Source organism: Mesorhizobium sp. B2-6-4, assembly GCF_006441495.1.
In the GTDB taxonomy this organism is placed as follows: Bacteria; Pseudomonadota; Alphaproteobacteria; order Rhizobiales; family Rhizobiaceae; genus Mesorhizobium.
Genome location: NZ_VFUE01000011.1, coordinates 45,336 through 57,690, shown reverse-complemented (window position 1 = coordinate 57,690; position 12,355 = coordinate 45,336). Strand labels below are relative to the sequence as shown.

Here is a 12,355-nt window from a genome sequence, read left to right as displayed (position 1 = left end):
GGGACAAACCCTCAGGGTGGTACCGCATTCCGCCAGGTGCCAAGCAAGTTGCAGCTATGGGACCTCAGCAGAAGAAAACACCGGCGCGTGCTCCAGGTGTTCAGACCGCGGAGCGGCTTTTCATTTGTCGAAAATGACATCGAGAGGCAAATGGGATTTTACGATCGGTGACTTCAGCACGACGAAGCTGAAATATTTGTCGATCCCGATATCCAGTTCGAGCATGCGCTCCATGATCGTCTGATACTCGTTTATGTCCGCTGTGACGAACTTCACAAGATAATCATACCCGCCCGAAATCAGATGGCATTCGATGACGGAATCCACTTTCTGAACGGCTGTGAGAAACCTCGCGAAGTCGTTTTGTTGATGGTGCTTGAGCGTGACCTCGGTGAAGATCGTTAGAGTCTGTCCGAGCTTGGACACGTCGATCTGGGCGGAATAGCCGGTAATGAAGCCTTCCGCCTGAAGCTTTTTCACCCGCATCAGGCAAGGGCTCGGCGAGAGGTTGACCAGGTCGGCAAGCTCGACGTTGGTGATCCGCCCGTTTTTTTGCAGTTGGGATAAGATCTTGATGTCGATCTTGTCGAGCTTCATCGCAAACCTGTCACACGTTCGAACCGCGGATCGTCCGGCAGACGGCGTCCGTCACCTCCTGCGTGGTCGCTGTGCCACCCACGTCCGGCGTCAGCACGCCCTCACTGGTCACTGTTTCCACTGCGCTCATCAACCGGACGGAGGCTGCGCCTTCGCCCAGATGTTCGAGCATCTGGGCAGCGGTCCAGAAGGTGGCGACGGGGTTGGCAATGCCCTTGCCGGCGATGTCGAAAGCCGATCCGTGGATTGGCTCGAACATCGAGGGATAGCGCCGCTCGGGATCAATGTTGGCGGTCGGTGCAACGCCGAGACTGCCCGCGAGCGCGCCTGCAAGGTCCGACAAAATGTCGGCGTGAAGATTGGTGGCGACGATCGTATCGAGGCTGCGAGGTTTGAGCGTCATACGCTCCGTCATAGCATCAACCAGCATCTTGTCCCACGCGACGTCAGGGAACTCTTGTGCCACCTCGGCTGCGATTTCATCCCACATTACCATACCGTGACGCTGCGCGTTGGATTTCGTAACAACAGTCAGGAGCTTTCGCGGCCGTGACCGCGCCAGCCGGAATGCATAGCGCATGATGCGGGTGACGCCGACGCGCGTGAAGATCGCGACTTCGGTTCCGACCTCCTCGGGGAGACCGCGATGCGCGCGCCCGCCATGGCCGGAATATTCGCCCTCCGAATTCTCCCTCACGATCACCCAATCCAGGTCGCCAGGGCCAAGGTCCGCCAGCGGCGAAATAATACCGGGCAATATCCTGGTCGGCCGCACGTTCGCGTACTGATCAAAGCCTTGGCAGATCGGCAGCCGGAGACCCCAAAGCGTGATGTCGTCGGGCAGATCGGGAGCGCCGACCGCGCCGAAGAGGATGGCATCGAAGCGCTTCAGTTGCGCCACTCCATCTTCGGGCATCATCCGGCCATTGGCCTTGTAGTAGTCCGAACCCCAGTCGAAGTGCTGGACGTGCAGCTCGAAGTCGCCGCAGCGCTGCTGCAGCGCCTCAAGCGCCTGGAGACCGGCGGCGATCACCTCTGGGCCGATTCCGTCGGCAGGAATGGCGGCAATCTCATATTTGCGCATCGTCACTTCCTTGTTTTGAGCACTCGCGGCCTCAATCTCGTGTGCGCCGATGGTACCTTGGCAAGCTGATCTTCTCAGAATTCAGCAACCTTGCCCCACGCAGCGGTCTTCAGGCGTTCGGGCCTATAAGGACGCGGATCGACAATAGGCTCGCTGCCTGTGATGATGTCGGCAATCATATGCCCCGCGCCGGGGCCAATCCCGAAGCCGTGACCACTGAATCCCGCCGCCAGGATGAACCCCGGAATCCCCTCCACTTCACCGATCGCGGGAATGCCGTCGGGTGTACTGTCGATGTAACCCGCCCAGGCATCAGAAATCGCGACGCGCTGGAGTTCGGGGATCAATTCGCAGGCTCTTCGATATGTCAGCCGAGTCTGTCCCATGTCAGGCTTCGGGTCGAGAATTCGGTTGCGTTCCATTGGCGTAATTTCGTCAAGGCCCCATTTGCGCAGGCTTTCATGGCCTTGGCGCCAGCCCTCGAAGGCGCCCGGGGCGAGATTGCGCCAGCGGCGCGCAAACATCGGTACAAACTCGCGGCTGAACCTGAACTGCTGCGGCGTTGGGTCGACGCGAGCTCGTCCGCTGATCGCCAGCGTGTATCCACCATTGCTGCGCCGCGTCAGCGACACGCTCGCTGTATGCAGGGCATCGGGCAGGCCATTTGCGCCTGGCGCCACGGCTAGAATGGATTGACGCACGGCAGCTTGCGGGAAGCGCATACCAAGCTGGTTGCAGAAGGAGGAAGCCCAAGCGCCTCCGGCCATGACCACGGTCTTCGTGCGGATGGTGCCCGCTTCGGTTACCACCGCGCTCACCCGGCCGGCGCTCAACTCCAGTCCGCGCGCCGCGCAATGCTGATGGACGGTACCGCCGGCCGCCATGATACCGCGCGCGGCAACCGGCACTGCCTTGGAGGGATCCGCCGTTCCGTCAGTTGGTGAGAAAACGCCGCCCTTCCATTTGCGTCCGGTCGTCTTGCCCCTCTCGGTGGCTTCCTCTGCGCTCAGCACGTGCGTCGTAACACCCGCCGTCCTGGCGAAGTCACGCCATTTCGCCCAGCCCGCCAGCTCATTCTCGTCCTGTGAGAGATAGAGGAGCCCGCAACGGCGAAATCCAGTATCCCCGCCAGTCTCCTGTGCCACCTTCTCCCAGAGATCGAGGCTCTTGGTTGCCATCGGCAACTCGCGCGCATCGCGGTTCTGCTGGCGGCACCAGCCCCAGTTTCGGCTGGACTGCTCGGCCGCCACGCGCCCTTTCTCGACCACGGCGACGCTGACGCCGCGGCGTGCGAGATAATACGCCGTGAACACGCCTACCACGCCGCCGCCGATCACGACGGCATCCGCCTCGCGGGGCAGGGAAGGGCTGCACTCGATGTGCATGAGCGGTGCGGGCATCTGCGGAACTCCGGTAACTTTGAAGCATTCTAACCCGCGCCGAGAATAGACAGGCTGCGGAGTTGTGTGCCGGGACGGAATATCCTGCGGTTAGCGGCGCTTAGGACGTGCAATTGTTGCGTGAAAAGCTCGCTGGCCTCCCACCTCACTGAGGGAAGGTAGGCTGAAGCTTCAAAGCCATCTGATAGGGGCGTCGCGTTGCGTGTGCGGCCTAAAACTCAGCGACCTTGCCAGGGGACATGATGGATCTCGCTCAACGTCAGGCCTGGACGCTTTGGACCACGAAAAACTTCGCCACGCGATCGTTGCTTTCCCATCCGATCGATGCGCCTGGGGCACGAAAAGCGCATCGCCGGTGCTTGCCGACAGCACGCTGCCATCGGGCGCGGCGAATCGTACACTCCCGGCCAGCAGATGCATGAACTCGTTCTGGCGATGCGGGCGAACAACCCGGTGGTATGGGGTTGAATCCCAGGTGCCCGCACGGTAATCCGCGCCGTCGCTGGAGAAGACGTTGTCGCTGCGGCATTGCGGGGCCGGGCCAAGCAAAGCCTCGGCCGGTAGCGAAGCAGACGGCTTGAAGTCGGCGTCGGCGCGCAGCGGACAAGGCCGGGCTTCCTCGGTTTGTCGCAAGCGGCCGCGCAGAACGAAAACCGCACGCCTGATCCGCTCTGGATCCGAAGCGCGGTGCCACATCCGATGACAACGCCCGCTTGCGGCCCGAGCACCAGCGGGGCCGTCCCAGTCGCCGTGAGGATCAGCTCTCCTTCCACCACGACGATGGTTTCGATGTGGGGGACGCTTGCGACTTCGAGCTCACCAATAAAGCTGGTTCGGCCCACGATCATCAAGTCCGGTCCTTCCCAGGCGATTTCGCGATGCCCACCGAGGGGTCGTCCTTGCCGAACGCTGCCCTGCGGAAAGAGCTTGCAACGGGTGCGCCGTCGGCGCGATGCAGCACTATAGCCACGGTCATGATTGCTCCTGCGCTTTCCGTCATGAGTCGGTACCGTCGTGCTAAGCAGTCAACTGGGATCGCTCAGAGTGAGCGAGGTCACTTCCCGCGGCTGGGCAGCAGGTCGAGCGGTTGACGTAGTCAGCAACACTTCACATCCTTCCTCGCTCAAGGCCACCGCACTGTGCTCAACGCCATATGGGACGACGATGAACTCTCCGGGTTCGATAATTTCTTCACGGTCACGAAATTTCATGAGCAGGCGTCCCCGGTGAACGAAGAACAGCTGATCGTCGTGCTGTCGAAACGACCAGCTCGAGGCGCCCCTGAACATGGCCACCTTGATTTGCATGCTGTTGACATGCAGCTCGACTTTTGGCGCCGAAGGCGCGTGCAACCAGGCAAACTCAATTGACAAATTCTTCTTGTGAATTGGCGAAAGGTGCTTGTTCAGGGCAGCGACGTCGCGAATGATCGCGGTGAGTTGGCTTGGTAGGTCATTCCCATTGGCCGGGTACTTGCCATCCAAAGCCGCAGTCCCAATCGTAAAACCAGCTGCGCCTGCGCTTTGGACGACTGTAATTCGTTCAGGGGTGTCGATCGAACCTGCAATGTAGACCGGCTTGGTGACCGCAGCGCAGACAGCCTTCATCAACTCGGGCACGTTCTCCGCCGAACGGTATGCCAGCAGGTCCAGGCCATGCACTCCATCGCGCCCTGCAACCGTCTTGGCACTTTCGACAATTTCGTCAATTGCGCCTTCAAGCACGCTCGGATGACCGGTAATCCGGCCCGGAAACGGGAAGTACCGGATGCCCGTGCCCTTGATGATCGGCAACACATCATCGACCCGCGTGCCACCAAGAAGAACGTCGACGCCGATTTCGGCAGCTGCCTTTGCCGAAGCAATTTCGCTTTCGGGGTCCAGTGACACCACTTCCAGATAGGAGGTTGCACCGCCCGTCTTGATGGCTGCATTGAGGCCTTTCAGCTGCTCGATCGGCAAGCCGATGTCCTTGAACCCGATGTGCCGCACGCCGAGGCTGAGCGCGGTTTGAAGTTGCTGCGACGCGTCCGGAACCGTGCGGTCATTGCGCGTAAGCATGAAGATGAAGCGTAACCCCATTGGTGGAGGTTCCTTTCGAATCTAGTTCGTGTTGGTTCGCGCCGCTACCAGCCGCTTGGCGTAGGCAAGCGCCGTTTCCAAGCTTGTGTGGTCTGCAATTCCACGGCCCGCGATGTCGAAGGCCGTGCCGTGATCTGGGCTGGTGCGGACGAACGGCAGGCCAAGCGTGATGTTCACGCCCTTTTCCAGGCCGAGATACTTCACGGGGATCAGCCCTTGATCGTGGTATTGTGCCACCACAACATCGAATCGACCTTGACGTGCTTGCATGAAGACAGTGTCGCCCGGATAAGGGCCAGTGGCATCGATGCCCTCGGCTCGGGCCGCGTCGATTGCAGGTTGTATGATCCGGATTTCCTCATCCCCGAAGAGGCCGCCTTCACCTGCGTGCGGATTGAGACCTGCTACGGCGACACGCGGGGTCGCGAAGCCGAGAGCTTTTCCACCCTCGTGGGCAAGCCGGATGGCGGATATCTGAGCGTCGAAATCGCCCTGTTCGATCGCCTTGCTCAGTGACGTGTGGATCGTGACGAGGACTGTGCGGATGTCATCGTTCGCAAGCATCATCGCCACGCGCTGGGCGCCGCCGTAGTCGGCCAGAATTTCAGTATGGCCGGGGTAGCGGATTCCGGCGCTGGCCAGCGCCTCTTTATTAATCGGCGCCGTGACGATGCCGCTCACTTCTCCCGACTTCGCTGCTGCGATCGCTGCCACGATGGCGTCGAAAGCCGCTTGCCCGGAGATCGCGCTGATACGCCCGATTGGTGGGGCCTCGGTAATTCGGGTAGTTTCGATAACTTCAATTCGCCGCGGCTCGAATTGAGCTGCATCGGCAGCGTTGATGCGTCGCACTTCGATGTTCAACCCGAGCCGGCGCACAACATCCTGCATGACAACATAGCTGCCGAACATGACGACCCGTTCGCCGCCCTTAGCAAGCACCTTCGCCACGATTTCCGGACCAATTCCGGATGCGTCGCCCATCGTGAGAGCAAGCGGGGGAATATTCTTCATTGGATTGCTCCACGTATCCGCGCGACAGCGAGCTTCACAGCGTCGTCACTGCCAAAGCCGCCGGCCTTCATAGCGAGCAGCAGCGAGCGTCCATCGCCAAGCGTAGCGAGACCAAGTGGGAATCCGGGATCGAGCTCTTGCAGGATCTCGAACTCACGGACGTTGAGAAGATCCAGGATCGCGTCCATCGTGTCGCCGCCGGTGGCGATTAATGCGCCGAAGCCTGAGCTTTGAAGCTCTCGCGCTGCGTCCTGTGCCAGACGCCGCAGCACCGTTGCCGAGTCCCGCTCGCGCGCCTTTGGTCCGCGCAGCAGCATGACACCGCTGACCTCCTTGAGTTGATCGGCCTGCCGATGACTGCGCGGATTTGCGCTCCCAATGACGACTAAGACATCGCTGCTGATGCCGTCGATCAACGGCGGTAGGGTCTTCGCGTGTACAAAACGCCGCGATAGGGCCGCAGCCATTCCGGGAGAACCAACCCAAAGGATCGACTCTGGATCCTCGATGGAAGCAATCTGCGAATCGAGTTCTTCCTGCGTTTCTGCATCAAGCAGCCTGACATTCTTGATGCAGTTGGGGACCAGGTCGACTAGCGCGGAATGCCGCACGGGATGCACAGGGTCATGGCCATACGCACTTTCCGAGACCGGGATGCCGTTAACGAACTGAATGCCCCTCACTGTCGTACGTCCGGCTTGGGGAAACGCCGGCGCGAAAAGCAGTGATTTGCGGCCGCTCGCCGCAAAGCATGCTTCAAGCTCCTCCGCTACGTGGCCGCGTAGCGTGGAGTCCACCGTTTTGTAGAGCACGGCACGGCTGGCAAGTCGTGCGGTCAATCGAGCAACCCGCTCGATCGCTCGCGACGCAGTAGCAGACCGCGAACCGCTATCGACTGCGATGACCGCTGCCGCTAGGCATGGAAGCTGGCCCCGGCCGATCGACGCGCTCAAGCCGCGGGCGACGAAAGGTGCTGCACCATCTGCCGCGCTGGTGAGGTCATCGGCGAGGATCGCTATATTGTTTTGATGATTGGTGCGCATGCATCAATTAACAAAACCTCACTAGTCCTGAAAAGCGATAGTTTCTGACGTAATCGGTGATATATTGTCACTGATGGATCGTTCAGACATCCCCTCGCTCGACGACCTGCGAGCGTTCGAAGCAACAGCGCGGCTGGGCTCGGTTCGACTTGCAGCGGACTCGCTTGCGCTCACGCACGGCGCCGTCAGTCGCCGTATCACCAAGCTCGCCGACGACATCGGGATCCGTTTGTTTGAAAAGAATGGGCGAGGCCTGCGGCTCACCCCCGCCGGCGAGACCCTCAACCTCACCCTCAGCAGGTTCTTCGGTGAGTTGGCCGCCACCGTTCAAAGCCTGCGTGCTGCCAATGCCGGGAAGAGTGCCCTGGTGCTCTCCTGCGAGCCTTCCGTTGCCATGCGTTGGCTCATTCCGCGGCTGGGGGCGCTTCAAGTGGCGCATCCGAACATGGCCCTCCACCTCTCCGTAGGTGGAGGGCTTGTGGACTTTCGTAAGAAACAGGTCGATCTCGCTATTCGACGGCTGGACTTCGCTTTGCCTGAGACGTGGAACGTTCGGCCCCTTTTTCCCGAAAAGGTTGGGCCTGTCATGAGGCCGGAACTAGTGGCAGCTTTCGAGCATGGCGACTATCTCGCTCTCGGGTCGAAGACCCGACCTGACGCGTGGGCGCAATGGCTGAAGACCCATCCGTCGGCGCGTCGGCCCACAGAAATCCGGTACTACGATAATCACGCCCTGATCGTCGAAGCTGCGTCCGCAGGCCTGGGTATAGCACTCAGTCCGCTCGTACTCGCGATTGACGATGTGGAACGAGGAAGCCTAGCGGCGCCTGCTGGCTTTGACCCTGACGGCAGTCAGTATGGGTTGGTATGGTTGGGGTCGAGTGAGCTCCAGGGTGTGGAGTTTGAACTCGCAAAGTGGCTCCAAGCGCAGTTCAGCCGCCTCGGCCCAAATCGCCTTTGAAAGAGGGCCTGCGACCTTCGCCCGGCTGAACGGGCCCGGCCCGGCGTCGAAAAGCAGCACTGATGGGCAGGGTAGAGGCCTCGACAAGCGACCCAGTTTGCCTGCTTGGTTCCACACTGCTTTTGTATGGATCCTATGAGCTTCGTGTACCGGACACCGGCTATTACCTACGCACCTTCAATGCCTGGGCGGGCACCAGTCTACTTCAAATGCGGAAACTTCCGCCGCGGCGGATCCTTCAAATTTCCTGGGGTAATGAATGCCGTGCTCGCCTTGGACATGGCGGCACGGCCGCTGGCGTCTTGAGTCCTTCATTCGGCAATCATTCTTAGGCTCTCGGCAATGCCGCGCAGATTGTGGGGCTTACGCTATCATCATCAGGCCAAACAGAGTGAAATGCCAATTGGGGCGTTCTTTTCAGAAGTTCCTGCCGCCCGAGGGCCAACTTTCGAAGACTCTGCGCAAACAGAACAGTCAAACTGACTGGAAGAACGGGGCACCCTTACGGCAGGCAAGCTCCAGAGGACCTCCGATAGGCAGAGCTTGCCCGTTTGGAGGGTTCTCCAAGAAAGGGAACAATGTCCGGTATGGGAACCGGACTTCATAAGGGAGCCGCCAGGATGAGTAGTATCCGTCTCTCGCAGCCTCAGGGCGCGAAGCGCCGAAATGGCGAGGCTACGGCTGCTACGGTGAGGCGTTGCTGCTCAAGGGGCGATGATGCTGTCCGCAACAGGGTGGATCCGCTTCGATGGAATGGGAGGTGATCCAGATGGTCGCAAGCATCCAGGCTGTAGCCTCTCACGATGTGGCGCTTTCGGTGTGCGACCTCACGGTGAATTTGCCGAAAGGCATGGAACGAACCTATGCGGTCGAGAACATTTCCTTCGATCTAAAGCGCGGCCAGATCCTGTGCATCATTGGCGAGTCCGGATCGGGTAAGTCGGTGACGGCAAACGCGATCATGGGCCTTCTGCCAAAGGTGATTCGCGTCTCCTCGGGTGTCATCCAGCTGGAGGGGATGAACATCGTCGGGATGTCGCCCGAGAAGCTGCGCAATCTGCGTGGGCGGGTCGTGTCGATGATCTTTCAGGATCCGCTCTCGGCGCTCAACCCCCTGATGACGGTGGGCGCGCAGATCGACGAGGTCATGGCCGCGCATGGCTTCGGCACGCCAAAAGCCTGTCGCAACCGCGCCATCGAGTTGCTCACCGAAGTGGGGTTGCCAGATCCCGAACTCATGTACCACCAGTACCCTTTCCGCCTTTCCGGTGGGCAGCGGCAGCGCGTCATGATCGCCATGGCCTTGGCGCTCGAGCCGACGGTTCTGATCGCGGATGAACCGACGACCGCGCTCGACGTGACCACCCAGGCACAAATTCTGGAGCTGATCCGCGACATTCAGCGACGCAAAGGCATGAGCGTAATGTTCATCACCCACGATTTCGGCGTGGTGGCCGAGATCGCCGACAGCGTCGTGGTGATGGAAAAGGGTCACATCGTCGAGCAGGGCAGCGCGGAGCAGGTTTTGAAGGCGCCCAAGCATCCTTACACCCAGCGCCTAATCGCGGCCGTACCGCATCTGATCGGCGAGGATCGCCCTCGTGCGGAGCCTGCCAGCAAGGAGCCAATCCTGAAGGTCGAGGGTCTGGTGAAGACCTATCGTGACGGCGGTGCGCTGTTCGGCGCGCAGCGAATTGTGAAAGCTGTGAACGAGGTTTCGTTCGAACTGGAGCCCGGCCGAACGCTGGGGGTCGTAGGCGAGAGCGGCTCGGGAAAATCGTCGCTGGGCAGACTGTTGATCAAACTGCTGGACAGCGACGGCGGTGGGATTTTGTTCGAGGGATCGGACATAGCCAAGCTTTCCGAAGCGAAGTTCCGCCCACTTCGACCGCGAATCCAGATGATCTTCCAGGATCCCTTCGCTTCTCTGAACCCACGCTCGACGGTCGGCAATATACTGACGGTGGGTCCGGTGGCGCACGGGATGCCCTATGCCCAAGCACGCGAGGAAGCGAGAGCGCTTCTGGCCCATGTCGGTCTCGATGCCGGCGCCTTCGGCCGCTATCCGCACGAGTTCTCGGGTGGGCAACGCCAGCGCATCGGCATTGCCCGTGCACTGATGTTCAAACCGAAGCTGTTGATCGCCGACGAGGCGGTCTCCGCGCTCGACGTGTCGATCCAGGCGCAGATCCTGCAGCTTCTGGACCAGATCCAGCGTGAGACCGGCGTGTCGATGGTCTTCATCACGCACGACCTGCGCGTCGCCAGCCAGATCTGTGACGAAATCGCCGTGATGCAGAAGGGCCGGATCGTCGAGCGCGGACCGCCCTCGCAGATATTCCTGAACCCGCAAGCAGCCTACACGCGCCAACTCGTGGCGGCGATTCCAGGGGAGAGGTCCGGCAATGCCCGTCCCGTTGCAGCAAACGCATGAAAAATAACAAGAGAGGAACCACCATGACCAAAAATTCAACGACTGCATCCAACTATTCGAGACGCCAGGCGCTGCGACTGATGGCGCTAGGTGGAGCTGCAGGCTTGATCGCGCCCAATTTGTTGGGCAAGCCCGCTTTCGCGAAGACCCCTGCTGGAGGTCCAACCGGTCGCGTCGTCGTCGGTCTTTCACAAGAGCCGACCGTGTTCAATCCGTTGATGGCGCATATCGAAGTCGATGACGCGGTCCATTTCTCGGTCTTCGATGCGCTGGTCCGGATGGACGCCAAGGGGGTCTTTCAGCCGAATCTTGCTGCCGAGGTGCCAAGCCAGAAGAACGGCGGCATTTCGGCGGACGGCCTCAACTGGCGCATCCGGTTGCGTGACAATGTCCGCTGGCACGACGGTGAGCCCTTCACGGCCGAGGACGTGAAGTACACCCTTGAGCTCATCACGAACCCGAAGTTTCGCGCTTGGCGTACAAGCGGCCATTCGCTCGTACAGGACATCACGGTGGTTTCACCCACCGAGATCACCTGGCGGATGAAGGAGGCTTTTGCGCCCTATCTGTCGTTCTTGGCCGAGACCTTCATCGTGCCCAAGCACATTCTGGGGAAAGAGGTCGATCCAAATACAGCGGCGTTCAACCAGGCGCCGGTCGGCACCGGCGCTTTCAAATGGAGCCAGCGGGTAGCGGGCGACCATATCGAGCTCGTCGCCAACCCGGAGTATGCCGGCGAGGGCCCGTATGTCGAGCAGCTCATCTTCAAATACATCCCCGACATGACGGTGCTCTATACGCAGTTCAAGAGTGGCGACGTCGATCTGGTCGATCAGTCGTACATCACCCCCGACCACTACGCCGAAGCCCACGAACTGCCAGACCGCGTGGTGACACTGGAGACCGGGGCATCCCTGGAATCGGTTTACCTGAATCTGGGTCGCCCGCAGTTCAAGGACTTGGCGGTGCGCCAGGCGCTCTATGCTGCTCTGGATAGGAAAGCGATTGTCGACACGATCAACTACGGCGTGGGCACTCTCACCGAGAGTTTCATGCCGAAGGAGTCCTACTACTACGACCCGAACCTGCCCGTGCAGGAGTTCAACCTGGACCGTGCGCGTCAGATTCTGGATGAGGCCGGCTGGAAGCCGGGCCCGGATGGAATTCGCGCCAAGGACGGAGTGCGGTTGTCCTTCTCCAACTCGACAACGTCTGGCAACAACCTCCGCGAGCAGACGCAGCAGTTCTTGCAGCAGACATTTGCCGAGATCGGCGTCGAGATGACGATCTCGAACTTGCCCCCAGCCGTCATGTGGGGCGAATTCTGGCTGAAGTCGCAGTTCGATACCGCCATGGTGGGCGTCACCTATCTGATTGCCGCGGACCCGGACGCCACAAACCGGCTCCATACGAAGGCGATTGCCGCCCAAGGCGGACACGGTTCGAACACCGGGCAATATTCCAACCCTGAAGTCGATGCCTTGCTGGAAAAGGGTGCTCGCAGCTTCGATCCTGAAGAGCGGCGCGGGATCTATAATCGCGTGCAGGAAGTGGTGCGCCATGACCTGCCCTTCCTGCCACTGTTCGCCTACACAAATGTCCTCGGGCGCAAGAAAGGGCTGGAAGGCTTTGAGCCCAATGCCAACACGCGCACCGCGTCGTGGCATGCCGCAGGTTGGCGCTGGAAAGCCTAGTCCATGCCGTTGCCGCCGCCTGATTTCACAGAGGCGGCGGCAACAGA

Annotated in this window: 10 protein-coding genes; 3 read left to right on the top strand and 7 right to left on the bottom strand. The window is 60.5% G+C overall.

Going from position 1 to position 12,355, the window contains the following annotated elements; genetic code table 11:
* Window positions 1-120: 120 nt before the first annotated feature.
* From FJ426_RS16580 to FJ426_RS16550, 7 genes are all read right to left on the bottom strand, one after another.
* Complete coding sequence (locus tag FJ426_RS16580; RefSeq protein ID WP_140825340.1) at window positions 121-597, bottom strand: Lrp/AsnC family transcriptional regulator; 477 nt, start codon at window positions 595-597, stop codon at window positions 121-123.
* A 10-nt stretch (window positions 598-607) separates the two neighbouring features.
* Window positions 608-1,681, bottom strand: coding sequence for a tartrate dehydrogenase (locus FJ426_RS16575; protein ID WP_140825339.1), 1,074 nt, complete (start codon window positions 1,679-1,681; stop codon window positions 608-610).
* Window positions 1,682-1,755: 74 nt separating this feature from the next.
* Window positions 1,756-3,081, bottom strand: coding sequence for an FAD-binding oxidoreductase (locus tag FJ426_RS16570; RefSeq protein WP_140825338.1), 1,326 nt, complete (start codon window positions 3,079-3,081; stop codon window positions 1,756-1,758).
* Between the two features lie 847 nt (window positions 3,082-3,928).
* Complete coding sequence (locus tag FJ426_RS32040) at window positions 3,929-4,057, bottom strand: hypothetical protein (protein WP_281405491.1); 129 nt, start codon at window positions 4,055-4,057, stop codon at window positions 3,929-3,931.
* Between the two features lie 49 nt (window positions 4,058-4,106).
* On the bottom strand, window positions 4,107-5,162 hold the full coding sequence (locus tag FJ426_RS32180) for a cupin domain-containing protein (protein WP_140825337.1): 1,056 nt from the start codon (window positions 5,160-5,162) through the stop codon (window positions 4,107-4,109).
* A 21-nt stretch (window positions 5,163-5,183) separates the two neighbouring features.
* The gene (pdxA, locus tag FJ426_RS16555; RefSeq protein WP_140825336.1) at window positions 5,184-6,176 is read right to left on the bottom strand and encodes a 4-hydroxythreonine-4-phosphate dehydrogenase PdxA; all 993 of its coding nucleotides are present in this window, start codon (window positions 6,174-6,176) and stop codon (window positions 5,184-5,186) included.
* A complete protein-coding gene (locus FJ426_RS16550; RefSeq protein WP_140825335.1) occupies window positions 6,173-7,219 on the bottom strand; it encodes a four-carbon acid sugar kinase family protein in 1,047 nt (348 codons plus the stop codon). Before FJ426_RS16550 ends, pdxA begins: the two co-directional genes overlap by 4 nt.
* A 73-nt stretch (window positions 7,220-7,292) precedes the next feature.
* On the opposite strand from FJ426_RS16550, the gene FJ426_RS16545 reads away from it, so the two are divergent.
* From FJ426_RS16545 to FJ426_RS16535, 3 genes are all read left to right on the top strand, one after another.
* Window positions 7,293-8,180 (top strand): LysR family transcriptional regulator, encoded by an 888-nt coding sequence (locus FJ426_RS16545; protein WP_140825334.1) that lies wholly within the window; start codon window positions 7,293-7,295, stop codon window positions 8,178-8,180.
* A gap of 769 nt (window positions 8,181-8,949) precedes the next feature.
* Window positions 8,950-10,614: an ABC transporter ATP-binding protein gene (locus FJ426_RS16540; RefSeq protein WP_140825333.1), complete on the top strand. Its 1,665-nt coding sequence runs from the start codon at window positions 8,950-8,952 to the stop codon at window positions 10,612-10,614.
* A gap of 23 nt (window positions 10,615-10,637) precedes the next feature.
* On the top strand, window positions 10,638-12,308 hold the full coding sequence (locus FJ426_RS16535) for a peptide ABC transporter substrate-binding protein (protein WP_140825332.1): 1,671 nt from the start codon (window positions 10,638-10,640) through the stop codon (window positions 12,306-12,308).
* Window positions 12,309-12,355: the final 47 nt, after the last annotated feature.

Bases quoted from the DNA above. Each gene is read 5' to 3' on its own strand.
- FJ426_RS16580 (WP_140825340.1), bottom strand. From the start codon at position 597: ATGAAGCTCGACAAGATCGACATCAAGATCTTATCCCAACTGCAAAAA.
- FJ426_RS16575 (WP_140825339.1), bottom strand. From the start codon at position 1,681: ATGCGCAAATATGAGATTGCCGCCATTCCTGCCGACGGAATCGGCCCA.
- FJ426_RS16570 (WP_140825338.1), bottom strand. From the start codon at position 3,081: ATGCCCGCACCGCTCATGCACATCGAGTGCAGCCCTTCCCTGCCCCGC.
- FJ426_RS32040 (WP_281405491.1), bottom strand. From the start codon at position 4,057: ATGACCGTGGCTATAGTGCTGCATCGCGCCGACGGCGCACCCGTTGCA.
- FJ426_RS32180 (WP_140825337.1), bottom strand. From the start codon at position 5,162: ATGGGGTTACGCTTCATCTTCATGCTTACGCGCAATGACCGCACGGTT.
- pdxA (WP_140825336.1), bottom strand. From the start codon at position 6,176: ATGAAGAATATTCCCCCGCTTGCTCTCACGATGGGCGACGCATCCGGA.
- FJ426_RS16550 (WP_140825335.1), bottom strand. From the start codon at position 7,219: ATGCGCACCAATCATCAAAACAATATAGCGATCCTCGCCGATGACCTC.
- FJ426_RS16545 (WP_140825334.1), top strand. From the start codon at position 7,293: ATGGATCGTTCAGACATCCCCTCGCTCGACGACCTGCGAGCGTTCGAA.
- FJ426_RS16540 (WP_140825333.1), top strand. From the start codon at position 8,950: ATGGTCGCAAGCATCCAGGCTGTAGCCTCTCACGATGTGGCGCTTTCG.
- FJ426_RS16535 (WP_140825332.1), top strand. From the start codon at position 10,638: ATGACCAAAAATTCAACGACTGCATCCAACTATTCGAGACGCCAGGCG.